The sequence below is a fragment of the Xanthobacter sp. NM-25 genome (assembly GCF_022138605.1).
In the GTDB taxonomy this organism is placed as follows: Bacteria; Pseudomonadota; Alphaproteobacteria; order Rhizobiales; family Xanthobacteraceae; genus Xanthobacter.
This window is the reverse complement of sequence record NZ_JACBFS010000001.1, coordinates 417,290-442,633: the sequence shown is the minus strand read 5'-3', so window position 1 is coordinate 442,633 and position 25,344 is coordinate 417,290. Positions and strand designations below refer to the sequence as shown.

At 67.6% G+C, this 25,344-nt stretch carries 23 protein-coding genes; 14 read left to right on the top strand and 9 right to left on the bottom strand.

Features of this window, described 5'->3' with window-relative positions; all coding sequences use genetic code 11:
• Window positions 1–50: 50 nt before the first annotated feature.
• The 12 genes from MEU52_RS02090 (at window position 51) to MEU52_RS02035 (ending at window position 14,961) form a co-directional block, all read left to right on the top strand.
• Complete coding sequence (locus MEU52_RS02090; protein ID WP_238121615.1) at window positions 51–515, top strand: SRPBCC family protein; 465 nt, start codon at window positions 51–53, stop codon at window positions 513–515.
• A gap of 25 nt (window positions 516–540) precedes the next feature.
• The gene (locus MEU52_RS02085; RefSeq protein ID WP_238121616.1) at window positions 541–1,596 is read left to right on the top strand and encodes a bile acid:sodium symporter family protein; all 1,056 of its coding nucleotides are present in this window, start codon (window positions 541–543) and stop codon (window positions 1,594–1,596) included.
• A gap of 151 nt (window positions 1,597–1,747) precedes the next feature.
• Complete coding sequence (locus MEU52_RS02080) at window positions 1,748–2,305, top strand: (2Fe-2S)-binding protein (RefSeq protein WP_238121617.1); 558 nt, start codon at window positions 1,748–1,750, stop codon at window positions 2,303–2,305.
• Between the two features lie 101 nt (window positions 2,306–2,406).
• Window positions 2,407–4,776: a xanthine dehydrogenase family protein molybdopterin-binding subunit gene (locus MEU52_RS02075; protein ID WP_238121618.1), complete on the top strand. Its 2,370-nt coding sequence runs from the start codon at window positions 2,407–2,409 to the stop codon at window positions 4,774–4,776.
• Between the two features lie 9 nt (window positions 4,777–4,785).
• Window positions 4,786–5,586: an FAD binding domain-containing protein gene (locus tag MEU52_RS02070; RefSeq protein WP_238121619.1), complete on the top strand. Its 801-nt coding sequence runs from the start codon at window positions 4,786–4,788 to the stop codon at window positions 5,584–5,586.
• 90 nt (window positions 5,587–5,676) lie between these two features.
• Window positions 5,677–6,594 carry an AAA family ATPase gene (locus tag MEU52_RS02065; RefSeq protein ID WP_238121620.1) on the top strand — a complete coding sequence of 306 codons (918 nt, stop codon included), beginning with the start codon at window positions 5,677–5,679 and terminating at the stop codon, window positions 6,592–6,594.
• A gap of 19 nt (window positions 6,595–6,613) precedes the next feature.
• Window positions 6,614–7,798, top strand: coding sequence for a vWA domain-containing protein (locus MEU52_RS02060; protein ID WP_238121621.1), 1,185 nt, complete (start codon window positions 6,614–6,616; stop codon window positions 7,796–7,798).
• 248 nt (window positions 7,799–8,046) lie between these two features.
• A complete protein-coding gene (locus MEU52_RS02055) occupies window positions 8,047–10,185 on the top strand; it encodes an EAL domain-containing protein (RefSeq protein WP_238121622.1) in 2,139 nt (712 codons plus the stop codon).
• A 228-nt stretch (window positions 10,186–10,413) separates the two neighbouring features.
• A complete protein-coding gene (locus tag MEU52_RS21910; RefSeq protein ID WP_238121623.1) occupies window positions 10,414–12,363 on the top strand; it encodes a sensor histidine kinase in 1,950 nt (649 codons plus the stop codon).
• A 134-nt stretch (window positions 12,364–12,497) separates the two neighbouring features.
• Window positions 12,498–13,118 carry a Maf-like protein gene (locus tag MEU52_RS02045; protein ID WP_238121624.1) on the top strand — a complete coding sequence of 207 codons (621 nt, stop codon included), beginning with the start codon at window positions 12,498–12,500 and terminating at the stop codon, window positions 13,116–13,118.
• On the top strand, window positions 13,115–13,324 hold the full coding sequence (gene yacG, locus MEU52_RS02040; protein WP_238121625.1) for a DNA gyrase inhibitor YacG: 210 nt from the start codon (window positions 13,115–13,117) through the stop codon (window positions 13,322–13,324). Before MEU52_RS02045 ends, yacG begins: the two co-directional genes overlap by 4 nt.
• A 152-nt stretch (window positions 13,325–13,476) precedes the next feature.
• A complete protein-coding gene (locus MEU52_RS02035) occupies window positions 13,477–14,961 on the top strand; it encodes an aldehyde dehydrogenase (RefSeq protein ID WP_238121626.1) in 1,485 nt (494 codons plus the stop codon).
• A 38-nt stretch (window positions 14,962–14,999) separates the two neighbouring features.
• Here MEU52_RS02035 and tmpT read toward each other — a convergent pair whose 3' ends face one another.
• Both tmpT and MEU52_RS02025 read right to left on the bottom strand, forming a co-directional pair.
• Complete coding sequence (tmpT, locus tag MEU52_RS02030; RefSeq protein WP_238121627.1) at window positions 15,000–15,638, bottom strand: thiopurine S-methyltransferase; 639 nt, start codon at window positions 15,636–15,638, stop codon at window positions 15,000–15,002.
• Window positions 15,639–15,731: 93 nt separating this feature from the next.
• The gene (locus MEU52_RS02025; RefSeq protein ID WP_238121628.1) at window positions 15,732–16,652 is read right to left on the bottom strand and encodes a hypothetical protein; all 921 of its coding nucleotides are present in this window, start codon (window positions 16,650–16,652) and stop codon (window positions 15,732–15,734) included.
• A gap of 358 nt (window positions 16,653–17,010) precedes the next feature.
• On the opposite strand from MEU52_RS02025, the gene MEU52_RS02020 reads away from it, so the two are divergent.
• Window positions 17,011–18,426, top strand: coding sequence for an aspartate aminotransferase family protein (locus MEU52_RS02020; RefSeq protein ID WP_238121629.1), 1,416 nt, complete (start codon window positions 17,011–17,013; stop codon window positions 18,424–18,426).
• A gap of 71 nt (window positions 18,427–18,497) precedes the next feature.
• Here MEU52_RS02020 and MEU52_RS02015 read toward each other — a convergent pair whose 3' ends face one another.
• The 4 genes from MEU52_RS02015 to MEU52_RS02000 form a co-directional block, all read right to left on the bottom strand.
• Window positions 18,498–19,094: a glutathione S-transferase N-terminal domain-containing protein gene (locus MEU52_RS02015; RefSeq protein WP_238121630.1), complete on the bottom strand. Its 597-nt coding sequence runs from the start codon at window positions 19,092–19,094 to the stop codon at window positions 18,498–18,500.
• A gap of 80 nt (window positions 19,095–19,174) precedes the next feature.
• A complete protein-coding gene (locus MEU52_RS02010) occupies window positions 19,175–20,023 on the bottom strand; it encodes a 23S rRNA (adenine(2030)-N(6))-methyltransferase RlmJ (RefSeq protein WP_238121631.1) in 849 nt (282 codons plus the stop codon).
• A 25-nt stretch (window positions 20,024–20,048) separates the two neighbouring features.
• Window positions 20,049–20,687, bottom strand: coding sequence for a ribonuclease T2 (locus MEU52_RS02005; protein WP_238121632.1), 639 nt, complete (start codon window positions 20,685–20,687; stop codon window positions 20,049–20,051).
• Between the two features lie 161 nt (window positions 20,688–20,848).
• The gene (locus tag MEU52_RS02000; RefSeq protein WP_238121633.1) at window positions 20,849–21,376 is read right to left on the bottom strand and encodes a hypothetical protein; all 528 of its coding nucleotides are present in this window, start codon (window positions 21,374–21,376) and stop codon (window positions 20,849–20,851) included.
• 249 nt (window positions 21,377–21,625) lie between these two features.
• Here MEU52_RS02000 and MEU52_RS01995 point away from each other — a divergent pair, with 249 nt between their 5' ends.
• A complete protein-coding gene (locus MEU52_RS01995) occupies window positions 21,626–22,924 on the top strand; it encodes an ornithine decarboxylase (protein WP_443265820.1) in 1,299 nt (432 codons plus the stop codon).
• On the opposite strand, the gene msrP is transcribed toward MEU52_RS01995, so the two are convergent.
• The 3 genes from msrP to MEU52_RS01980 all read right to left on the bottom strand — a co-directional run bounded on the left by msrP (window position 22,921) and on the right by MEU52_RS01980 (window position 25,203).
• On the bottom strand, window positions 22,921–23,886 hold the full coding sequence (msrP, locus tag MEU52_RS01990) for a protein-methionine-sulfoxide reductase catalytic subunit MsrP (protein ID WP_238121634.1): 966 nt from the start codon (window positions 23,884–23,886) through the stop codon (window positions 22,921–22,923). The genes MEU52_RS01995 and msrP overlap by 4 nt on opposite strands.
• Before the next feature lie 141 nt (window positions 23,887–24,027).
• Entirely contained in the window at window positions 24,028–24,654 is a 627-nt protein-coding gene (locus tag MEU52_RS01985) for a DUF992 domain-containing protein (RefSeq protein WP_238121635.1), read from the bottom strand.
• Window positions 24,655–24,690: 36 nt separating this feature from the next.
• Complete coding sequence (locus MEU52_RS01980; RefSeq protein ID WP_238121636.1) at window positions 24,691–25,203, bottom strand: DUF992 domain-containing protein; 513 nt, start codon at window positions 25,201–25,203, stop codon at window positions 24,691–24,693.
• Window positions 25,204–25,344 lie beyond the last annotated feature (141 nt).

Here is a 25,344-nt window from a genome sequence, read left to right as displayed (position 1 = left end):
GCGCACCATGCTGCCATGACAGCGTCTCAAGACGCGGATGGAGGAGCGCCATGGCCCTGGAAATGAATGGGAGCGTCGAGATTCCGGCCCCCCGCGCGGCGGTGTGGGCGGCGTTGAACAGCATCGACACGCTGAAAGCCTGCATTCCCGGCTGTGAGGAACTGGAGCAGGTGTCCGGCAGCGAATTGAAAGCCCTGGTGGTGGCCAAGATCGGGCCGGTGAAGGCCAAGTTCAAAGGCACGGTCATATTGAGCGATCTGATGCCGCCTGAAAGCTACCGGATTTCTGGGGAAGGGGAGGGCGGCGTTGCCGGATTCGCCAAGGGCGGCGCCCAGGTGCGGTTGACCGAGACGGATTCAGGGACCAAGTTGGACTATACCGCCGAAGCACAGATCGGTGGAAAGCTGGCTCAGCTCGGACAGCGTCTGGTGGCCGGGGCAGCGAAAAAAATGGCCGACACGTTCTTCCAGAACTTCGCTGTGGCCGTAGGTGGCGAAACGGTCCAGGGTCCATGACATTCACGCCTGCTGCCCCGGGACCATGTTCAAGCGCCTGAAAATCGATCCGTTCCTGCCCGCCCTTGTCGCTGTCGTTGTTCTCGCCCTGCTCTGGCCGGAGCCGGGGACGACCGGCGGCGTGCTGCATGCCGACAGCGCCGCCACCTGGGGTATCGGCCTCATTTTCTTCCTCTACGGCATCTCGCTGGCCACACGCCGGCTGCTGGAGAGCGCCACCCGCTGGAAGCTCCACATCGTCGTGCAGCTCGCCACCTTCGCGCTGTTTCCGCTGGTGGTGGTGCTGGCCATGCCGCTCATCTCGCGGCTGATGCCGGAAGAGGTGGGCATCGGCTTCTTTTTCCTGGCGGCGCTGCCCTCCACCGTCTCGTCCTCGGTGGCGATGACCTCGCTCGCCAAGGGCAATGTGGCGGTGGCCATCTTCAACGCCTCCATCTCCAGCCTCATCGGCGTGTTCGTGACGCCGCTGCTGATGGCTTGGTATCTCCACGCCACCGGCGGCTCCATGGCGCTGGGCGACGTGATTCTGAAGCTGGTCATCATCGTCATTCTGCCGCTGGTGGCCGGCCAATTGGTGCGGCCGCTGCTGCTCTCCTTCGTGGAAAAGCACAAGGTGATCGTGAAGGTGGCGGACCGGGTGGTCATTCTCGCCATCGTCTACAACGCCTTCTGCGACAGCGTCGTCGCCGGCGTGTGGAGCGGCCAGAGCCCGGCCATCATCATCGAGATCATCGTCGGCGCGGCCGCGCTGTTCTTCGTGGTCTATGCGCTCCTGGACGTGTTTTGCCGGCTGGTGGGCTTCAACCATCCCGACACCACGGCGGTGCTGTTCTGCGGCTCCAAGAAATCTCTGGCCACCGGCCTGCCCATCGCCAAGGTGATGTTCGGCACCTCGCCGCAGCTTTCTCTCATCATCACCCCCATCATGATCTATCACTTCTTCCAATTGGTGGTGGTGGGCGTCATCGCCGGCCGCCGGGCGGCCAAGGGGGACATGCTGGAGGCCATCGCCACCGAAGAGGCCGCCGAGCCGTCGCTCATGGCCGACGAACCGCCGGACGACGACCGCAAGGTGGGTTGAACGCCGTCCCGATCCTGGCCGCAGGCGCCGCTTGACCGCGCGCTGCCTGCGGCCGCACACTGGGTTCACTTCAGTCCGGCGACACGCCGGAGGCGGACGCGGAGACCAACTCCGTGCCGCAAAAGGGGCTTCGACCCCGCGGAGGTGAGGAATGACCCAGGCGCACGTTTCTGTGCAGACCCAGGATTCTGCCCAGGCCCGTCACAATGCTTCTGCCACCATCGCCATCTCGCTCACGGTGAACGGACGCGCCGTTTCCGCCGTGGTGGAGCCGCGCACCCTCTTGGTCCAGTTCCTGCGCGAGGCGCTCGATCTCACCGGCACCCATGTGGGCTGCGACACCAGCCAGTGCGGCGCCTGCGTGGTGCATCTCGATGGCGAGGCGGTGAAATCCTGCACCACCCTTGCGGTGCAGGCGGATGGCCGCGCGGTGACCACTATCGAGGGCCTTGCCCAGGGCACCACCCTGCATCCCATGCAGGAGGCGTTCCGCGAGCATCACGGCCTGCAGTGCGGCTTCTGCACCCCGGGCATGATCATGAGCGCGGTGGATCTGGTGGCGCGCTTCGGCCCCGGCCTCGACGAGCCGACCATCCGCGACAATCTCGACGGCAATTTGTGCCGCTGCACCGGCTACCACAACATCGTCAGGGCCATCACCGCCGGTGCGCAGGCCATGGGCGCCCCGCGCGATCTCGCCGCCGAATAGCCGCGCGCGTTCCAGCGGGCCGGCGCGCTGTGTCGCGTGGCCCCCTAAGACCTCAGCTTTGCCGCGCCAGCCGTCCGGGCCGGGCGCCTCGGGAGGATGCCATGAGCACCGCCACCATCACGCCCATCGGCGCTGCGGTGCGCCGCAAGGAAGACCACCGCTTCATCACCGGCAAGGGCCGTTACACCGACGATCTCGACCGCCCCGGCCAGGCCTACGCCTATTTCCTGCGCTCACCCTTCGCCCATGCCGCCATTCGCGGGCTCGACATCGCCGCGGCCAAGGCCATGCCGGGGGTGGTGGACATCCTCACCGGCGCTGATCTTGCCGCCGATGGCATCGGCGATCTCATTTGCGGCTGGATGATCCATTCCAAGGACGGCAGCCCCATGAAGATGGGGTCCCATCCGGCCCTGGCGAAGGACAAGGTGCGCTATGTGGGCGACCACGTGGCGGTGGTGATCGCCGAAAGCCTCAACGCCGCCAAGGACGCCGCCGCTGCCATCGCGGTGGATTATGAGGAGCTGCCCGCGGTGGCCGATCTCGCCCATGCCCGGGAGGGCGCGCAGATCCACGACTGCGCGCCGGCCAATACGGCGTTCGAGTGGGAGCTGGGCGACAAGGCCGCCACCGAGGCCGCCTTTGCCCGTGCCGCCCATGTGACCACCATCGACCTCGTCAACAACCGCCTCGCGCCCAACCCCATGGAGCCGCGCGCCGCCATCGGCGACTATGACAGCGGTGACGAGGCCTATACCCTGTGGACCACCAGCCAGAACCCCCATGTGGCGCGGCTGGTGCTCTCCGCCTTCGTCGGCATCGCCCCCGAGCATAAGCTCCGGGTCATCGCCCCAGATGTGGGCGGCGGCTTCGGCTCCAAGATCTTCATCTATGCGGAAGAGACGGTCTGCGCCTGGGCGTCGCGGCGGGTGGGGCGGCCGGTGAAATGGACCTCCGACCGCTCGGAGGCCTTTCTCTCCGATGCCCATGGCCGCGACCACCGCACCCATGCCGAGCTGGCGCTCGATGCCGAGGGCAAGATCCTTGGCCTCAGGGTGCACACCCGCGCCAATATGGGCGCCTATCTCTCCACCTTCGCCTCGTCCATTCCCACCTATCTCTACGCAACCCTGCTCTCGGGCCAATACGACATCCCGGCCATCTATTGCGAGGTGGATGCGCTCTACACCACCACCGCGCCGGTGGATGCCTATCGCGGCGCCGGCCGGCCGGAGGCCACCTTCCTGGTGGAGCGCATCGTCGAGAAGGCGGCGCGGGAGCTGGGGCAGGATTCCGCCCAATTCCGCCGCCGCAACTTCATCACCGCCTTTCCCCACCAGACCCCGGTCATCATGAATTATGACGCCGGCGACTATGGCGCCGCCCTCGACAAGGCGCTGGAGTTCTCGGATTACGCCGGCTTTCCTGTCCGCCAGGCGGAAGCGGCGCGGCGCGGCAAGCTCCGGGGCATCGGCCTGTCCAATTATATCGAGGCCTGCGGCATCGCCCCCTCGGCGGCGGTCGGCTCCCTCGGGGCTGGGGTGGGGCTGTGGGAGAGCGCCGAGGTGCGGGTGAACCCCACCGGCAATGTGGAGGTGCTCACCGGCTCCCACAGCCATGGCCAGGGCCATGAGACCACTTTCGCCCAGCTGGTGTCCGCCCGGCTCGGCATTCCCATCGAGCAGGTGAGCGTGGTGCATGGCGACACCGACAAGGTGCAGTTCGGCATGGGCACCTACGGCTCGCGCTCCGGCGCGGTCGGCATGTCGGCCATCTCCCGGGCCCTCGACAAGGTGGAGGCCAAGGCGAAGAAGATCGCTGCCTACATGCTGGAAGCCTCCGAAGGGGACATCGAGTTCAAGGACGGCCGCTTCACCGTGGCCGGCACCGACCGGTCGCTGGCCTTCGCCGAGGTGGCCCTCAACGCCTATGTGGCGCACAAATTCCCCACCTCGGAGATCGAGCCGGGGCTGAAGGAGGGGGCGTTCTACGACCCCACCAATTTCACCTTCCCCGCCGGCTGCCATGTCTGCGAGTTGGAGGTGGACCCGCTGACCGGCGTCACCACCATCGTGAACTTCACGGCGGTGGACGATTTCGGGGTGGTCATCAATCCCATGATCGTCGAAGGCCAGGTCCATGGCGGCATCGCCCAGGGGGTGGGGCAGGCGCTGCTGGAAGGGGTGGTCTATGACGCCGACGGTCAGCTCGTGACCGGCTCCTACATGGACTACACCATGCCCCGGGCCGGCGACCTGCCGGCATTCCAGGTGGGAATGACGCAGACCCGCTGCCCGTCCAATCCGCTCGGCATCAAGGGCTGCGGCGAGGCCGGCGCCATCGCCGCCCCGGCTGCCGTCATCAACGCCCTCACCCAGGCCCTTGGCACCGAGGAGGTGCCCATGCCGGCCACTCCGGCGCGGGTGTGGGAGATCATCCAGGCTCGCGCCGCGCGCGCCGCCGCGGAATAGGAGGAGCCCATGTTCGCCTTCACCTATCAGCGCCCCGAGGCGCTGTCCGACGCGGTGGGTGCGCTCGCCGCCGATGGCGAGGCCAAGCTGCTCGCCGGCGGGCAGACCCTCCTCCCCACCCTGAAGCAGCGGCTCGCCCAGCCGAGCGCGCTGGTCGATCTCTCGCGCATTCCTGGCCTCGTCGGCATCACCCGCACCGCCGAAGGCCTCGCCATCGGCGCCATGACCCGCCATGTGGAGGTTGCGTCATCCCCGGTTGTGCGTGAGGTCATCCCGGCGCTGGCGGACCTGGCCGGCGGCATTGGCGACGTGGCGGTGCGCAATCGCGGGACCCTTGGCGGTTCCCTCGCCAATGACGATCCCACCGCCGATTATCCGGCCGCGGTGCTGGCCCTCAATGCGATCGTGGTGACCGACCGGCGCGAGATCCCCGCCGGCGACTATTTCCGGGGCCTGTTCGAGACCGCGCTGGAGGAGGGCGAGATCATCACCCGGGTGGATTTCCCGCAGGTAGAGTGTGCCGCCTACATGAAGTTCCGCAACCCCGCCTCGCGCTATGCCATGGCCGGGGTGTTCGTCGCCAAGACCGCCGCCGAGGTGCGGGTGGCGGTCACCGGGGCCGGCCAGTCGGGTGTGTTCCTCTGGACCGAGGCGGGGGAGGCGCTCACCTCCGATTTCAGTCCTCAGGTCCTCGACACTCTTACTCCCGATCCGGACGAACTGATGAGCGATCTGCACGGCAGCGCCGCCTATCGCGCCCAATTGGTGAAGGTGATGGCCCAGCGCGCGGTGGAGAAGGCGGCCCGCTGAGGCCGCGTTCGCGGAGGCCGGCGAAGGGGGACGCCTCCGTTTGCCTCTAGTCGCGCCGAGTTCCTTCCGGCCTCTGGTTAAGTTGATGTCATGACAGCAACCGCTCCCGCCTCCATCGACGCCACCATCGGCCTGCTGCGCGGCGCCGGCTATGTGGCCGACCGGCCGCTCGCCACCGTGCTGTTCCTCGCCTTGCGCATGGGCCGGCCGCTGCTGCTGGAAGGAGAGGCGGGCGTCGGCAAGACTGAGGTGGCGAAGACCCTGGCCACGGCGCTGGGGCGCCGGCTGATCCGCCTGCAGTGCTATGAGGGGCTCGACCAGTCCGCCGCCGTCTATGAATGGAATTATGCGGCGCAGATGATCGCCATCCGCCTCGCTGAGGCGGCGGGTGAAAGCGACAAGGGCGCCATGGCGGCGGATGTGTTTTCCGAGCGCTATCTGCTGCGCCGGCCGCTGCTGGAGGCCCTGGAGCCGCATCCCGAAGGCCCGCCGGTGCTGCTGGTGGACGAGCTCGACCGCACCGATGCGGCGTTCGAGGCCTTCCTGCTGGAGGTGCTGGCCGATTTCCAGGTGACCATTCCGGAGATCGGCACGGTGAAGGCGCCGGCACCGCCCATCATCCTCCTCACCTCCAACCGCACCCGCGAGATCCACGATGCCCTGAAGCGGCGCTGCCTCTATCACTGGGTGGATTATCCCGATGCCGAGCGGGAACTCGCCATTCTGCGCGCCCGCCTGCCGGGTGTGGGCGCCACCTTGTCGCGGGAGGTAGTGGCGTTTGTGCAGGCGCTGCGGAAAGATGATCTGTTTAAGGTGCCGGGGGTGGCGGAAACCCTCGACTGGGCCTCGGCACTGGTGGAGCTCGACGCCGTCGCCCTCGATCCCGGCCAGGTGGGCGATACGCTGGGCGTGCTGCTCAAATATCAGGACGACATCGCCAAGACCGACGCGGGGCGCATCGAGCGGCTGATCGAAGAGGCGCGCCGCGCCGTGCGGGCGGCGGAATAACCATGGAGACGCAGTAGCCATGGAGCCTGCGGCTGCGGCAGCCGGGCGGCTCGCCGACAATATCGCCTATTTCGGCCGCGCCCTGCGCGCCGCCGGCCTCAAGGTGGGGCCGGGCCGGGTGGTGGATGCGGTGGAGGCGGTGGCCGCCGGTGGCATCGGCGACCGGGCGGATTTCTACTGGACCCTGCACGCGCTGTTCGTCTCGCGCCATGAGGATATGCCGGTGTTCCACCAGGCCTTCCGCCTGTTCTGGCGCCGGCGGGGACGAGAGGACAAGCTCATGGCACTGCTGTCGCCGGCGGCGGTGCCGCTTTCGGGCGGGCGGCGGGAGACCATTCTGCGGCGGGTGGAGGAGGCGCTGCTTCAGGGAGGCGCGCCCACGGCACCGCCTCGGGAAGAGCGGCTGGAGATCGAGGCGCGGCGCCTCGCCTCTAGCGAGGACGTATTGCGCACCAAGGATTTCGCCGCCATGAGCGCGCAGGAGATGGCCGAGGCCCGCCGCCGCATCGCCGCCTTGCGGCTGCCGGTGGAGACGGTGCCGAGCCGTCGCCTCGTGCCGGCGGCGCGGGGCCGGCGGCTCGATCTGCGGGCCATGCTCCGCCAGGCGCCGGCAACGGGCGGCGCCGTGCTGCCGCTGCGGTGGCTGCGGGCGCGGGTGAAGCCGGTGCCGGTGGTGGCGCTGGTGGATATCTCCGGCTCCATGGCCGATTATTCGCAACCCATCCTGCATTTCCTCCACGCGCTGGGTGAACGCAGGCCGGTGGCGACCTTCCTGTTCGGCACCCGGCTGACCCCGGTGACGCGGGCGCTCGCCCGGCGGGACCCGGAAGCCGCCCTGGCGGCGGTGGCGCGGGCGGCGTCCGACTGGGCGGGGGGCACGCGCATCAGCGCCAATCTCCACCAGTTCAATCGCCGCTGGTCGCGGCGGCTCATGGCGCAGGGGCCCGTGGTTCTTCTGTTCAGCGACGGATTGGAGCGCGAACCCGACGGGTGCCTGTCCGAGGAAATGGCCTGCTTGCAGCGCAATTGCCGACGGTTGGTGTGGCTCAACCCGCTGTTGCGATTCGAGGGCTTCGCGCCGAAGGCGCAGGGCATCGCCGCCATGCGACCCCATGTGGACGATTTTCGACCGGTGCACTCTCTCGCCAGCTTTGAAGGCTTGATTGCCGCGATGGACTCGACGGAGGTATCCCGTAGGGTCTAGACTAAAGTAGATCCCCACGCAGGGCTGTGCCGCCGGAAGCGCTCGCAGAAGAAACCGGTTGATTCAAACCGAAATTGCGCTTTAGGTTGTAGAAAATAGTCATTTTGTCGCAGCGGGGGCCTTTCGTCGTACGAGGGAGGTCGAGCATGCATACGGGTGACGTCGTCCGAACTGGCGCTCGAGATCAGGAGGACGACTTTTTCGAATTCTCGGATGAGGCTCGCGTCGACCCCTGTGTCAGCTGTCACGTGAAACCCTCCTTCGTGATCCTGAGTGTCGACGACGACGAGCTGTTTCAACGCTCGCTGCGTCAGTCCTTGACGCGATTTCGCTACCGCGACGCGGAGGTGGTTTTCCTTTCGGCCAATTCGGCCGGGCAGGCGGCCAAGGTTCTGTCCGAGCGCAGCGATGTCGCCCTGGTGCTGCTTGATGTGGTGATGGAAACCGACGACGCCGGCCTGCGGCTCGTGCGGACCATCCGGGAGGTCATGGGCAATGCGGAGATCCGCATCATTCTGCTGACCGGCCAGCCGGGCATGGCGCCCATGCAGATGTCCCTCGAACAGTTCGACATTTCTGATTATTGGCTGAAGACGGATCTCAGCAACGCGCGGCTCCATTCCATCCTGGTGAGCAATCTGCGCACCTGGGAGCAGATCCGCGCGCTCAACCGCGCCCGCCGCGGCTTGCAGGGCATCGTTGAAGCCAGCAACTCGCTGGCCCGGGCTACGGGCTTCCAGGATTTCGCCTGCCGCATGATCCTGCAGCTCGCCACCCTGTTCGGGGTGCAGGCGGATGGGATCGTCTGCGTGCGTGGCGACAGTGGCGAGCCGGGTGTCGCGCGCATCATCGGTTCCGCCGGGCGGTTCCAGGAGGCGGTCGGCCAGCCGTTGGAGGCGTTGGAGGATGACGGGATCCGCGGGCTGCTCCACGAGGCGCTGTCGTCCCGCCAATCCCTGGCGTGCGACGACAGCCAGGTGATCTTCCTGGCGGGCACCGAGCTGGAGCACGATCACGCCGCCGCCTATCTGGCGACCGGCCGGCCGTTGGACGACACCGAGCGGGAGCTGCTCGGCGTCTTCACCTCCAACATCAACACCGGTCTGGTCAACGTCGCCCTGGCCAGCCGCCTGGATCATCTTGCCTATCAGGATCAACTGCTGAACATCCCCAACGGCAATGCCCTGCGTCGGGCGTTGGAGGCGGCGCTGGATCTGCCGGTGCCGCGCAACCGTGTGCTGCTGCTCCTGGAGCTGGACCAGTATGCGCAGAGCTGCGTGGCGCTGGGTGTCGAGCAGGGCAATCTGATGCTGAAGAACGTGGCGGCGCGGCTCGCCGACCTGTTTCCGGCGCCCTGCATGCTGGCGCGCCTTTACGAGGATACTTTTGCGGTGCTCGGGCCCGCGGATGCCATCCGTGCCGAATTGCTCAGCGGTGTCGAGATGGGGGCGGCGGTGGATGACGCGCCCTTCATCGGGGTGGATTCCGCGCGCCTCGATCTCGACCAGGTGCACGGTTCGGCGCAGAACGCGCTGGCCACCGGCCTGCTGCTGCTGAAGCGCGCGACCCTGCTCGGCGGCGAGCGGACGCTGAGCTACGAGCCGGATCTCGATGAGGAGGTGCAGCGCCGCTTCTCCCGCTCCCGCGACCTCTACAGGGCCCTGCAGCGGGACGAGATCTCGGTGGTGTTCCAGCCCCAGGTGGACCTCAGCACGGGGCAGATCGTGGGCGCCGAGGTGCTGGCGCGCTGGACGCAGCCCGATGGCACGGTCATTCCACCGGGGCAGTTCATTCCCCTGGCGGAAGCCAATGGACTCATCGTGCCGCTGGGGCAGCGCATTTTGCGTAAGGCATGCGAGGCGCAGGCGCGGCTGATGGCCGAAGGCTTCGATCTCGTGTTGGCCGTCAATGTGTCGCCGCGCCAGCTCGATCGCGAGGTCTTCGCGGCCGAAGTTGCAACCAGCTGCAGTGAGTTTGGGGTGGCGCCTCCCACCATTGAGCTGGAGATTACGGAGTCCATCGCCGTCCAGGAGCAGAAGTTCGCGCGTGGAATTCTCGACCAGCTCACTGCATCCGGCTTTCCGTTGGCCATAGACGATTTCGGAACGGGGTATTCGTCTCTGACATTGCTTCGATCGTTGCGGCCGACAAAGCTAAAAATTGATCGTAGCTTTGTGGCCCGCTTGGATGATGCGGAAGAGGACAATAGTATTACTGAAATGATGGTGCGCCTGGGGGCCCGCATGAATATGGTGGTGCTGGCCGAGGGCGTGGAGACCGAGGCACAGGCGCAGTGGTTGCGGCAGAACGGATGCGGCCTGGCCCAGGGCTATCTGTTCGGCCGGCCGGACAGCCTGGGCGCGCTGCTCAAGCGGCTCGCGGCATAGGGGGCGGATCTGGTGGCCCTACCGGGCGGCCAAGGAGAGAGCGGGTGGCGGCTGGGCGGGCAAATGGCGGCGCTCCTGCGCCGCGCGCCCCGCCAGACCGGTGGTATTGCAGCGGGGGCTCTGGTGACGAACATTCCTGAGCGTGGCGAGCTGTCCGGAGTCTCTTTGGCCCCTCGCGAGGGCGAAAACCATGGGGCGAGTGCGGCGCGCCCCGGGCGGATTGAGGCCGTGGCCCGGGAGCTGATCGGCTGGTCGGCCGGCGTGATCTCCCTGCTGCTCCGGCAGCGCAAGCGCATTGGGCTGTTTCTGCTGCCGTGGGCCGTTCTCATCGGCCTCGCCTTCCCTTTGTTGTGGTGGCAGGTGGAGGAGGGCCCCCGGGAGGCCCGCACGGCGCGGGGGCAGGATCTGCTGCGCAGCGTCGACGACATCATCCAGCGCGTGCTCGATCGGCTGGGGCGGGATATCCTGTTTCTCAGCTCGATCGCGGTGCAGCTTCCTCCGCAGGATCTGACGCCCGAAGGCATCGGCGGACGCATCTTCGCCAGCTTCGCGTCCTCCTCTCCGGATTATGACCAGGTGCGGTGGCTGGACGAGGCGGGTCTGGAGCGGCTGCGGGTGGATCGGGCGGCCGGGGCGGTGGGCATCGTCTCCCTCGGTGAGCTTCAGGACAAGGCGGATCGCCCCTATTTCAAGGACAGCCGTGATCTGCCGGCCAAGGCGGTCTATTTCTCTGCCATCGACCTCAACGTGGAGCACGGCGTGGTCGAGCAGCCGTTCAAGCCCATGCTGCGCGTGGCGACGCCGGTGGTGCCCTATGGCGTGCGGCGGGGCATCGTCATCATTAACTATGCCATGGCCAGCCTGCTCGCACGGATCCAGAAGATCGCCGGCGACGAGCCCGCGCTTTCCCTGTTCCTGATCAATTCCGATGGCTATTGGATCCGTGGGCCCTCGGCGGAGGACGACTGGGCGTGGCAGCGACCGGGGGATCGCGGCAGTGTCTTCAGGGATCTGCCGGAACTGTGGCAGTCCATGCAGGCCGAGCCTCACGGACAGTGGCAGCAGGGATCCCATTACTGGCTGTTCCGCCGTGTCACTTTTGGCAACCGGCTGATCACCGCCGGCGAAGCGTCGACCATTGCCGGGCCTGGCACCACCCTTTACGTGGCGGTGCGCATGAATGAGGCCCATGCGGAATGGCAGGAACTCGAGGCCAAGATCCTGCTGTCGGTGATGGCAGTGGTATTCGCGGTGATGATGCTGGTGATTGGCGTGCGCCTGGCCGGGAGCCTGGAGCGGGAGGCCAGCCACCGGCGGGCGCTGGTGGCGGCCAATGCGGATCTGCGTGATGCCAACCGGCACCTGCAGGAGGTGCAGCAGGAGATCGCCCGTGCCGAGCGCCTGTCCTCCCTGGGCCTGATGGTGGCGGGGGTGGCGCATGAGCTGAACACCCCGCTGGGTAGTGCCACCTTGACCCTGAGCAAGGCGGATGAAGACCTGAGCCATCTGGAGCGGCGCATGGTCGAGGGGCTCCGTCGCTCCGACCTGACGGATTTCGTCGGTGCCAGCCACGGCAATATCAGTCTCGCCCGCGACGCCATCCAGCGCTGCTCGGAGCTGGTCCGCCGCTTCAAGCAGGTGGCGGTCGATCGCGCCACGGTGGCGCGGCGCAAGATGGACCTCGCGGAGACGGTGCTCGATGCCGACCCGCGTCTGCGCCGATGGTCGCCGAGCGAAGGCATCGCGCTGCATCTCGAGCTGGAACCCGGCGTGGAGATGGACAGCTATCCCGGCCCCCTATCGCAGGTGATCTCCAATCTGCTCAACAACACGCTCAAGCACGCCTTTCCGGAAGGCCGGCACGGCACGATGCACCTGCGCGCCGTGCGCAAAGGGCGGACGGCGGTGACCATCGAGATCCGCGACGATGGCGTCGGCATTCCCGCGGAGATCCTGCCGCGCATCTTCGAGCCCTTCTTCACCACGGCGCGGGGGCGCGGCGGCACCGGACTCGGATTGCACATCGTGCATCAGATCGTGACCGATCTGCTGGGCGGGCGGATCTCCGTCGAGAGCCCTGTTGCGGGCCTGTCCCGTGGCACGTGCTTCACGCTGGAGCTCCCGCTGGTGGCCCCCGATCCGCGCTCTGCAGCGGAAGACCCGCGGCGGCCGGCGTGAGGGGCCGTGCCGACTGGGTTCTGGCTGGCAGGCGGCTCCGCCCCTTTGTCATCTGCGGCGTTCACACGCCGCCTCGTTTCCAGTAGCGTGCCGCCCACTTGCGCCGGCCTCGCCGGCCGCATGGGGAGATGGTTGTGACGGATCAATTGAAGCTCGTCCTGGCGTCCGGCTCGCCGCGCAGGCTCGCACTGCTCAACCAGGCCGGCATCGAGCCGGACCTGCTCATGCCGGCGGAGCTGGATGAGAGCCCGGAGCGCGGGGAGCTGCCACGGCGCCTGGCGCAGCGCCTGGCACTGGAGAAGGGCAAGGTGGTGGCCGCCCGTGCCCGCGAGGCCGGTATGGAGGCGTTGGTGCTTGCCGCGGATACGGTGGTGGCGGTGGGCCGGCGCATTCTGCCCAAGCCCGATCTGCAGGACGAGGCGCGCGACTGCCTGCGGCTGCTGTCGGGGCGCACCCATCGGGTGTACACCGGCGTCTGCGTGGTCGATGCGAAGGGCCGTGATCACAGCCGGCTGGTGGAGACCCGCGTTCGCTTCAAGCGCCTCTCGCGGGAGGAGATGGACGATTATCTGGCGTGTGGCGAGTGGCGCGGCAAGGCCGGAGGGTACGCGATCCAGGGCATTGCCGGCAGCTTCGTGGTGAAGCTGGTGGGCTCCTACACGAGCGTGGTCGGCCTGCCGCTGATCGAGACGATTCAATTGCTGGCCGGTGAAGGCTATCCGGTTCGCGCCGGCTGGGTGGAGCGTGCGCAATGAAGGGGGCCAACGACAACGAGGCGGCCGACGTGCCACGCACCAAGCCCTGCCCGATCTGCGGCAAGCCAGCGGTGGAGAAGTATCGTCCGTTCTGCTCCAAGCGGTGCGCCGACATCGACCTCAACCGCTGGCTCTCCGGCGCCTATGCCATTCCGGTGACGGCGGAAGAGGACGAGGACGGCGACCCTACGGCGCCGCAGCGGTGAGCGAAGCGCGCGCCTGAAAGGACTGGCGGCGCCTTCCTCCTTGGCCCGCTGGCGCCAGTGGCTCGGGCCGTGTCTTGACGGCGCCGGGGCCGGCGCGCGAGGCTTCGGGCGGCCCGCGTTGTGGCTCAGCAGTGATTGGTCCAGGAGTGATCATGTCGGCGTCGGTCGAATCCCCCTCTCCAGCCCATCCATCGTTCCGGACTGACGTGTTCATCGACGGGCGGTTTGCGCCGGCGCAGTCCGGCCGCACCTTTGCCGCGGTCAATCCGGCCACCGGACGACACCTGGCGGACGTGGCGGCCTGTGACCACGCCGACATCGACCGCGCGGTGGGCGCCGCCCGTCGGGCGTTCGAGGACCGGCGCTGGGCCGGCCAGCGCCCGCTGGAGCGCAAGCGCACCCTGCTGCGGTTCGCCGAGCTGATCCGGGCTCATGGGGATGAGCTGGCGCTCACCGAGACCCTCAACATGGGCAAACCCATTGCGGATGCCCGGGCCATCGACGTGCGCGCCACCGCCGACTGCTTCGCCTATTACGGCGAGTGCTGCGACAAGATCTATGGGGAGGTGGCGCCCACCACCAGTGATAATCTCGCGCTCATCCTGCGCGAGCCGCTGGGGGTGGTGGGCTGCGTGACGCCCTGGAATTTCCCCATGATCATGGCCGCCTGGAAGGTGGCGCCGGCCTTGGCCATGGGCAATTCGGTGGTGCTGAAGCCGGCGGAGGAATCCCCCCTCACTGCCTTGCGACTCGCCGAGCTCGCCCAGGCGGCCGGGCTGCCGGATGGCGTGTTCAACGTGGTGCCGGGTCTTGGTGCCGAGGCGGGCAAGGCGCTGGGGCTCCACATGGATGTGGACGCCATCGCCTTCACCGGCTCCACCGAGGTGGGCAAGCTTTTCATGCGCTATTCCGCCGAGAGCAATCTGAAGCGGGTCGGGCTCGAATGCGGTGGCAAGACCGCCTTCGTGGTGGCCCACGACGTGCCGGATCTCGATGCCGTTGCCGAAGCGGTGGCGTCCGGCATCTTCTTCAATCAAGGGGAGATGTGCACGGCAGCCTCCCGTCTGCTGGTGGACAATCGCATTCGCGATGACCTCGTGGCGCGGGTCGCGGCCCTGGCGCCGCGCTGGATGCCGGGCGATCCACTGCTGTCGACCAGCCGCGCCGGGGCGGTGGTCAGCCGCCAGCATCAGGAGCGCATCCTGGCGGCCATCGATCGCGGCCTTGGCGAGGGCGCGCGCCTGGTCACCGGCGGTGCCGCCATGCTGGAGGAAACCGGCGGGGCGTTCGTGGCGCCGACCGTGTTCGATGGGGTGGCGCCCAAGTCGGCTCTCGCCCAGCAGGAGATTTTCGGCCCGGTACTATCCGTCATCGGCTTCGATGGCCTGGATCAGGCGGTGGAGATCGCCAACGGCACCATCTATGGCCTGGGTGCATCGGTGTGGAGCGGCGATCTCGGCGCCGCCCACAAGGTGGCGCGGCGCTTCAAGGCTGGCGTGGTCTATGTGAACTGCTTCGATGCGGACGATATCACCACGCCCTTCGGTGGCGTGAAGCAGTCTGGCTTTGGTCGCGACAAGTCGCTGCACGCGCTGGAGAAATACTCAGACCTCAAAACCGTCTGGACGCGTTTGTGACACCCACGCGGGCCGCTTCGGAGCGGCCCGCGCCAGATTCAGGGGCGGCGGAGGAGCCAGGCGTGTTCCAGCGCGTCATATTTCCCCTTCAGGCCGCCGGCGAGCGGTGTACTGGCCAGAAGCGAGACCTTGTAGCTGTCCGCATAGAGGGCGTGGGTCTCCTCCGGTGACACGGAGAACGGCGGGCCGGGCACCAATGACTGGTCGTAGGTGAAGCACAGCAGCAGCTGCGGGGCCGAACCGGTGATCTCGGCCAGGTGCCCGGCATAGCGCCGGCGCATGGCTTCGGGCAGCGCCACCAGCGCCGCGCGGTCATAGACGGCGTCGACCGGGCCCAGCGTGGCCTGGTCGAGGTCGAAGATGTCGCCCTGATAGATGTCGATGGCGGGGCCGCTGTAGCGGGTCAGCGGGCCGGAGGCGGTGACCACCGGGGGGACGCCCAGCTCGTCGAACAACTGCTCCACCGCAATGGGGCTCAGCTCCGCGCCGACCACCTGGAAGCCGCGCGCGAGCAGCCAGGCGATGTCCCGCGTCTTGCCGCACAGGGGCACGAACACCCGCGCGCCCGGCGCCAGGGTGAGGCGGTCGAAATGTTCGGTGAGAAAGGCATTGGGCGTGCCTTCGTGAAAGCCGATCTGGTTATTGAGCCAGCGCGTGCGCCAAAAATCCGGTTCCATGCGGAACGGCCTTTCTTTTCCGGTGCTGTATCCCTGCGCGCCAGACTAGAGCATGCGGGGAGGTCTCGGAAACCGCCAGATGCAGCGCCGGCGTTACATGGCAAGGCGTGCGTCGACTTCCACAAGCGGCTCAGCATGTTGGACAATGGCGGCCAGAGTGTCCGCCAGGTCCTGCTGGTTCTGTGCCGCCATCAACGACCCTCCGAGCCGAGGGTTGATCTCGAACACGCAGACCGTGCCATCCTCGCGAATGACATAGTCGAAGTTGCACGGGCCGCTGAAGCGCAGGGGAAGCAGGAAGCTCTCCAGCATCGACAGTTGCGCCTGCGTCAGGGTGACGGACTGGCAGGTCTGCGTGCAATTGGGACGACGGATGAGGACGTCCTTCTTCAGGGTCATTCGATAGGTTCGATGCAGCAGAATGCGGCCCTCGCGGCAGACCGCATGCGTCACATACTCCTGCGTATGTGGGACATAGGCCTGTAGCAGGACAGGAAAGCCCGCCCACGGCGGGCGCGCGGCAAAGCGCTCCAGCTGCGCCTGCGAGGTTGCCATCTCGACACCGGTACCGGAATTCAGATCGAGCCGCTTGATGGTGCAGGGCATCCGGGCGGCCTCGATGGAGGCGAATATTTCCGGGCAGTAGCGCTCCAGGCCTTCACGGATCACATAGGCCGCAAACGCGCTCTTGTCGGCCAGGGTGCGGACCGCGTGGGGCTGGGGGAGCAAGCCATGATGCTGATCCCGCGGGCAAGCCAGCAGATGTCTTTCCATCACCGGCAAGACGACGGTGCGCAGGTCGTCGCGCGGAGGCGGGAGTGGCCGGTGCGAACCTCTGATGGTGATCACGTCCACCAGGCCGGACACTTTGCTCCACGCCACCCCACCAGCCGCGAGGGTCTGGTTCCAGGTGGCGCTGTGCCCTCCAAAGACGACCACCCGCACGGGCAGGGCAGGGGCGCCGTCACGCGCCGCAGGCGGGACCATCGCGGGGGAAGGAACGGTGACGGACACGGCAGAGGACGCTCACGGACAAAGGCTAAGGACGAGCTTGGCAGGCATCGCACGAGCCTGCACCAAGGTAAAGGGATGTTCTGATTTTCCAATCTGCTAGCGCGTCCCTCTCGGGGCGGCAGCCGGGGGTGCAACGGGCGCCTCAGGGCGGGGCCAGCGGCCGTTTCACCTTTCTTGACGGGACATGGGAATTCACCTCTTCTGAGGTGCAGGAGGTCTGCGCCGCGCGCTGCCGCTCCAACGGTGCAGGGCGCGGAACGGATCCTTCATACCGCCCCTCCGTGCCGTGGGCGTGCCGGGATTTGCGTTTGCAAGGCCCGGTCTGCCCGGTGCGGCTCGTCTCTGGAGAGCCTCCATCGTGTCATCGGCCCCCCTGTCCAACTCGACAGCCCATTGGCGTGCGCTCGACGCCGCGCACCATCTGCACCCGTTCTCGGATACCAAGGCGCTCAATGCCGAAGGGGTCCGGGTCATTACCCGGGCGGAAGGGGCCTATGTCTTCGACAGCGAGGGCAACAAGATCCTGGACGGCATGAGCGGCCTGTGGTGCTCGCAGATCGGCCACGGCCGCAAGGCGATCGTCGAGGCCATCGCCACTCAGTTGAGCCAGCTCGACTATTACAACACCTTCTTCAAAACCACCCATCCCGCCGCCGCCGAGCTTGCTGCCGCCATCGCCGGGGTGGCGCCGGAGGGCATGAGCCGGGTGTTCTTCACCTCCGGCGGCTCGGAGGCGGTGGATACGGTGCTGCGGCTGGTGCGGCATTATTGGGCGGCTATGGGCCGGCCGCAGAAAACCATCTTCATCTCCCGCAAGAATGCCTATCACGGCTCCACCATGGGCGGCGCGTCGCTGGGCGGCATGGCGCCCATGCATGCCCAGGGCGGCCTGCCCATTCCCGACATCATCCATGTGCAGCAGCCCTATTGGTGGGCCGAGGGCGGCACCATGGACCGGGACGAATTCGGCCTGTTCGCCGCCAATGAGGTGGCCCGCGCCATCGACGAGGCGGGGCCGGAGAATGTGGCCGCTTTCATCGGCGAGCCCATCCAGGGCGCCGGCGGCGTGATCATTCCTCCGGACAGCTACTGGCCGGCGGTGGAGAAGATCTGCCGGGAGCGCGACGTGCTGCTGGTCTGCGACGAGGTCATCTGCGGTTTCGGACGCACCGGCGAATGGTTCGGCAGCCAGTTCATGGGCGTGAAGCCGGACCTCCTCACCTTCGCCAAGGGCGTCACCTCCGGCTATTTCCCTCTCGGCGGCGTGATCGTCGGCGATAAGGTGGCCGAGGGCTTCATCGCCAACGGCGGTGAATTCAACCACGGCTACACCTATTCCGGCCATCCCGGCGGCTGCGCGGCGGCGCTCGCCAACCTCAAGATCATGCATGAGGAAAAGCTGGTCGAGCGGGTGAAGTTCGACATCGGCCCCTATCTCCAGGAGCGTTGGCTGAAACTTGCCGATCACCCCCTGGTGGGCGAGGCGCGCATGGTGGGGCTCATCGGTGCGCTGGAGCTGACCCCCGACAGGGCGAGCCGCGCCGCCTTCGCCGCCGAGGAGGGCACGGTGGGCCTCATCTGCCGGGATTTCTCCTTCCGCGAGGGGCTGGTGATGCGTGCCGTGCGCGACGGCATGATCCTGGCTCCACCCTTCACCCTCACCCATGCCGAGGCCGACGAACTGGTGGCCATCGTCTGGCGGGTGCTGGATCTGACCTATGCGGAGCTGCAGCGTCGCGGCCTCCTGGTGCCGGTGCCCCGCGTCGGAGCGTGACGCCGCGATCACCCAAATAAAAAGGCCGGCGGAGCTGCTCCGCCGGCCTTTTTTCATCTCATGCGCTCCGATCAGTGCGGGGCGGTCTCTTCGAAGGACGGACAGCGGGCGGCAAAGGCGGTCTGCCAGGCCACCAGCCGGGGATGGGCGGCCCGCCATTCCCCGCCGAAGCGGAAATCCAGGAAGCCGAGGGCGCAGGCCAGCGTGATGTCCGCCGCGCTGATGGGGCCATCGGCGGCGGGCGGCGCCGCTTCCAGGGCCTCGAGCGCGCGGGCCATCTTGTCCCGCTGGTGGGCGAGCCACTTGGCGTCGTGCTTTTCCTCGGGGCGGAAGCGGCCTTCGTAGAGCACCAGCACGCCGGCATCCATGAGCCCGTCGGCCAGCGCTTCCGCCTTCATGGCGGCGATGCGGGCCTTGGGCTCCAGCGGGATCAGCTTGCCGCCGCCGGCCACCATGTCGAGATAGGCCAGGATGACGCGGGAATCATAGAGGCAGTCGCCGTCCTCGGTGAGGAGAGTCGGGATCTTGCCGAGCGGGTTCTGGCGGCGCAGCGTGTCGTCGGGATTGAGCGTGTCGGCCAGTTCCAGCTCCAGCGGCAGGCCCAGCACGGCAGCGGCGAGCCGCGCCTTGCGGGCGAACGGAGAGGTGAGGGAATAGCGCAGGCGCATCTGGGGGCATCCGGCTTGAGGAAGGGCGATTCTGCCTAGAGCATTTTCGCCTTTGGTTGAATGGCAAAAGCGCGGGCCGGTCAGCGCTCGGCGGTGAGCCAGGAGACGCGGGCGCGGCCCTTGCCGTCACGGGCCATCAAGGGGGCGATGGCGGTGAGGATGGTGCGGGCCTCATCGGCCAGGGTGAAGGGCGGGTTCACGATGATGAGGCCGCTGCCGGACAGGGTGTCGAGGCTGCGCACCTCGGCGAAATCCAGCTCCACCCGCAGCGTCTTGGGCATGCCGAGATGGGCCACCTCGCGGCGGAACTGGTCCACCGCCCGCAGATTCTTGATGGGATACCAGAGCATGAAGATGCCGGTGGCGAAGCGCGCATGGGCGGCCTTCAGCCCTTCCACCATGCGGTGGAATTCGCCCTCCTCCTCGAAGGGGGGATCCACCAGCACCAGGCCGCGCCGTTCCCGCGGGGGCAGATGCGCGGACAGGGCCTGATAGCCGTCCTGCGGCAGGATCTTGGCGCGGGCATCGTCGCCGATGCGCTTTTCGAGCTTGGCTCGCTCTTCCTTGTGCAGCTCGCAGAACAGGAAGCGATCCTGCGGCCGGGACAGCGCCAGCGCCAGCGCCGGCGAGCCGGGATAAAGGCGGCGCCCCTCGGCGCGCAGGGCCCGCACCGTGTCGAGATAGGGGGCGAGCAGCGCCGCGGCCTTCTCCGGCAACGGCGCGGCCAGCAGCGCTTCGATGCCGCTGTCGGCCTCCAGGGTGCGCTGGGCGTTGGCGCCGTCGAGGTCGTAGATGCCGGCGCCGGCGTGGGTGTCCAGCACGCGGAAGGGGGCATCCTTCTTGGTCAGATAGGCCAGCACACGGGCCAGCAGCGCATGCTTCATCACGTCGGCCGGATTGCCCGCGTGGAAGGCGTGACGATAATTCATGGAATCCTGCGCAGTCTGTCGGGGCTCATCGGCCGCCGCGCACGGGCGGCATCACCATCTTGTCGAGCCGGCAGGTGCGCCGGTCCACCTCCGGGCAGGGGCGGAAGCTGAACGACTTGCTCATGCAGATCCGTACCTCACGCAGCCGACGCCGGTCGCAGTCGACCGCGATCATGTCCGGTTGCAGCCCCGGGTTGGCGGCGCGGAAGGCGGCCTCCAGTGCGCTGGGGGACACCATACGGTAGTCGTCGAGATGGGTGAATTCGGCGGGGATCGTCACCTTGGCGCGGGCGGCGCGGATGGCGTTGAAATAGCCGCCGGCATCGAGACCGGAGCAGGTGCCGTGCTTCTTCCATTCGTGAATGACGAGGCCCCGGCTCGGCATGATGTCCAGCATCGACCGCACCAGAGGGTTGGGCACGTAGGGCGGCGGAACCTGGCAATATTGCGGGGCGCCCTGCTCATATTGCGGCCACAGGCCATGCACCACAAAGGCGTAGGGCCGGGCCGCCGCGCATTGCGCCTCGTTGGCGGCACGGCTGCCCCGCGACTCACAATAGGTGGGCGACCAGCTCAAGGAGAGCACATAGAAGTCGAACGCGCCCGGCGTGTTCGACTGGGCGTGCGCGAGAGTGGTGATGCCTGGTGCAAGCGTCGTCGCCAACGCCAGGACGACCGTGCGCAGCGTCCGCCAGAAGGGTACGGAGCGACGCCGTGCTGGAACGAGGCTTGGAACGAGGCTTGGGACGCGGCAGGCCTGTGGTATCGGGGCCGCGGGCGCGCCTGCGCGCTCAGCGGCGGCCCGGCGCCACGCCGACCATAGCCTCACGGCTGCGCCATCTTGCAGGACGGCGCATCGGCATAGTTGCGATCAAGGCCGACGATGCACCACTGGACGCCCCAGCTGGCGCCGATGAAGCCGCCGTCCTCGACGATGGAATAGTAGATGGCGCGCTTGCGGGCGTCGTTGGTGTAGACGGTGCCCTTGCAATAGCGGCGCGGCAGATATTCCGGCCCCCAGGGGCGGAAGGCGATCTCTTTCGGCTGCGAAAACTCGGTGATGGCGAGATTCGACGACCAATACTGGCGCTCCGTCTCGGCGAAACGCTGAGCGATGAGATTGAGGGCGGAGGGCTCGTCGCAGGCGGGAATCTGGCCGGTATAGTTGGGGCCGGACAGCCAGAAGTTCATTTCCAGCCAGTTGGCGGCCTCGGCGCGTGGCGCCACGGCGCACAGGGCGAGCGCGGCCGTCGCGGCGGCGGCCCAGCGCGCCATGCGCCGGGTGCCGTTGGCGGCAGGCGCGGAGCCCGAACGCTTCGCCGTGGCGTTCACAGTGCGCGTCCGATCACCCATAGTCCTCTCCACTCAACGATGTCGATGCCGGGCCAGCCGGACGTTCCGGCGGACGATGGGGCGAGCGAACCGATCGGTCAAGCGCAGCGGAGCCACAGGTCTTAAGAAAATGTCACGCCTTGGCGCCCACCCTGTCGAGCGGGGCGGGTGTCTGTCGCGCCGCTGCCCGAAAGCTGGGCTAGTCAGGAGGTTGCCGCCACCAGTCCACAGCGGCTGGCTGCGCTGCCGAGGAACGTGTGAGGACCGCCTATGCCGCCATTTCGCGTCGCCGCCGATCGGAACGAACGCCCGGAGCCGGCCGCCGTGCTGCCCCGCTTCGCCACCGGCCGCGCTGCGGCGCTGGAGCTGCGGCCGGATCATCCGGTCTATTGCTTTCGCCCCGCGGTGCTGCGGGCCGATGCCCAGGCCTTCCTGTCCGCCTTTCCAGGCAAGACCGCTTATGCCGTGAAGACCAACGGCGAGCCCATGGTTCTCGATGCCCTGGCCGATGCCGGGCTGGCCGCGTTCGATGTGGCGAGCCCGGCGGAATTCGCGGCGGCCCGGGCCGCCGCGCCGGGGGCCGAGTTGCTCTACATGCACCCGGTGAAGGCCCAGTCCGACATCCGGCTGGCATTGGAGCAATATGGCATCCGCACCATGGCCCTCGATCACGAGGACGAGGTGGCCAAGGTCCTGCGCATCGTGCGGGCGCTGGATCTCGATCCGGAAGACCTCACCTTGTTCGTGCGCCTCGCCACCAAGGGCGAGGCGGCCTATGAGCTCTCCCGCAAGTTCGGGGCGGCGCCGGGCCATGCGGCGGAGCTGCTGCAGCGGATCCACGGCGTTGGTCTGCGCTGCGGCCTGTGCTTCCACGTGGGCAGCCAGGTGGAGGACCCCGGGACTTACGAGCGGGCGGTGGCCCTGGCGGCCGAGGTGCGTGAGGCGGCGCGCGTTCCTATCGCGGGTCTCGACGTGGGCGGTGGCTTTCCCGCCGCCTATGCCCGCGACCCCCGGCGGGCGGAGGCCGGCCAACCACAGAGCCTGCCCTCCTTGCCGGAGATTGTCGCCGGTCTCATGGGCGCTGTCGAACGGCATGGTTTCTCGGGCATGCCGTTGGTGGCGGAGCCGGGGCGGGTGATCGTTGCACGCGCGTTTTCCGTCATCGTGCGGGTTCTGTTGAAGAAGGGCCAACGCCTCTACATCAACGACGGCATCTGGGCGTCGCTTTCAGACTCCTGGACCGGCAAGATTCTCCTGCCGGTGCGCCATATTCCCGATCCCGCCCGGCGGCGGCGCCCGGGGCGGGCGCAGGCCATCGAGCCGTTCCGCATCTATGGCGCCACCTGCGACAGCGTGGATGTGCTCTCGCGTCCCTTCTTCCTCCCGGCGAGCGTGGACACCGGGGATTGGATCGAGATCGGCCACATGGGCGCCTATTCCCTGTCGCTGCGCACGCGCTTCAACGGCTTTTATCCGGACACCTTCGTTGCTGTGGATGCGCCGTTCGAGGCGGGGGATGCCCCCCAGGGATATGCCGAGCCCGAGCACCGCGGCGGGGCGGAAGGCTAGAACCAGATGCGCTCTTTCTCGCGCCCGGCATAAAGGCCGGCCACATATTCGCCGTAGCCGTTGTAGAGCAGGGTGGGGCGGCGCTCGCCGGTGGCGATGTCCTCCTCGCTCGCCTGGCTCCAGCGGGGGTGGGGCACCTTGGGGTTCACATTGGCCCAGAAGCCATATTCCGATCCCTGCACCTCTTCCCAGAAGCTCACCGGCTGGGTGTCGGTAAAGGTGAAGCGCACGATGCCCTTGATGGATTTGAAACCGTATTTCCACGGCAGGGCGAGCCGCAGGGGCGCGCCGAACTGGTTGGGGGCGGGCTTGCCGTAGGCCCCGGTCACCAGGAAGGCGAGGTCGTTCTGCGCCTCGGCCAGGGTCAGCCCCTCCACATAGGGCCAGGGGTAACGGAAGTCCTTCTGGTTCGGCGCAACCTTCGGGTTGCGGAACGCCTCGAGCTTGATGAACCGGGCGCCGCTCGTGGGTTTTGCCAGATCCACCAACGTCTTCATGGGAAATCCCGTCCACGGAATGGCCATGGACCAGGCCTCGACGCAGCGGTGACGATACAGCCGCTCCTCCAATTGCACCTTCTTCAGAAGATCGTCGAAATCGAACTCCTGGGGTGCCTCCACGAGGCCATCGACGACGATCCGCCAGGGATGCCGCTCAAAGCGGCCCATGGCGGGGGCGACGTTCTTCGCGTAGCTGAATTCGTAGTAATTATTGACCGTTGACGCGCGCGCCTCCGGCGTCAGCGGACGATCGAGGGTGAATTTCGGATTGCGCTGCGCGGGGTAAAGAGCCGCCCCGTCTGCGGAGGGGGCGCCCGCGGCGTGGGCCGCACCGCCGGCGAGGGTCGCCGCGCCGAGAAGGGCGGTTCCCGTGGCCATGAGATCGCGCCGGGATAGATAGAGCGCCTCCGGGGTCGCTGCCGATTCCGGCAGGGACCAGCCGCGCCAACGCCGCACATGCATGAGAAATCTCCGCGTCCCGTTCATCCCCGCCCACCGGCGAAAAACCGGCGTCGATGGCTGGGGAGGATCCGGGCCCCATGCGGCGCCGGCAAGTCACAGCGGCGTGTGACCGGTCACAGCTTCGCCAGCAGGCGGCGGATCTCAGCGTCGCGAGGGCGGCGGATCGCCGGCGATGAGGGCGGTGGACGGCTCCAGGGTCAGGGTGGCGCTGGCGATGGACAGGCTCAGGCCGCTGTCGGACGAAATGCTGAGCGGTTGCAGTGTGATCTGCCGGGTGGCGTCCTTGGCGGCCAGAATATTGGCCGAGAAGCCCGGGCCGAGCGCGAAGCCGGAGGTGAAGCCCACATAGGTCCCCGCCAGCGCGCCGCGATCGATGTTGGGCGACGTGGCGAAGACGCCCCACAGCATGCTGCCCTGATCGGAGACGCCGATATCGAGGCCGGTGCGCTCCAGGGTGCCGATGTAATAGTGATTCTGGCCCATGGAGGGGCGGAACTCGCAGCGCACTTTCCTGCTGGAGCCGAAGCCGGTGGCGGTGGCGAAATCGCCGCGGCACTCCAGGAGCCCGGCCGATACGCTCGGCATCTGCAGGCCGCCCGCGCCCGGGGAAGGCGGCGGGTCCACATTCATCTGCGGCAGCGCCTGCGTTTGGCCCGGGGCCGTCGAGGCGCCAGCGGGCGCCGGCTGTGCGCCGGCGCCCGTAGCCAAAGCGAATGTCGTGCAGGCGCCGATAAGGCCGGCGCGCATCATGGGGTGAAAAGGCATCATGAACAGCTCCTCACCGCATTGTGCACGACTTTCAGGTCATTTGGTGATCTTCGCCTTCGGCGCAGCCACCTGCTCCAGCTTCATGTCGGCGACGCCGGCAGCCACGGCGGCGCCGGTCATGCCTTCGAACGACAGCGGCTGCAGGGCGACGGTCTGGTGGGAACCGCCGAGCAGCACGTTCACGCCACCGCCGATGGCCCAGGCGGCATTGGCGGACACACCCACATAAGTGCCGGCGAGGGCGCCGGGGCCGGCGTCCACGGAGGGAGCGAACACGCCCCAGGCCAGCACGTTGGCGGAGGTCACGCCGATGTCGATGCCGAAGCGCGACACGGTGCCCTTGTAGTTGCCCTTCACGGTGTAGGGCATGGTGCGGGCGCTGCGCAGCTCGCAGGTGAGGTCACGCACCGAGCCGAGCACGAAGCCCACCGACGGGGCGACATTGCACACCAGCACGCCGATCTGGACCTTCGGCGTTTCCGCGGCGGCGGGCGTGGCGGCAGCGGCAGCGATGGCGGCAAGGCCGATGAGGCCGGACTTGAGACGCATGGGATCCCCCATAAGAGGTGTGAGTTGGAAGGTTGGAGCATCTTGCGGGTGGTGCTGTCATGTCCCTTCCGTCGAGCGAGCAGAGCAGCGGTCGACTGCGGACACAACCCGACCTCCGGCGCGCGTGTGGACGCGGACCAA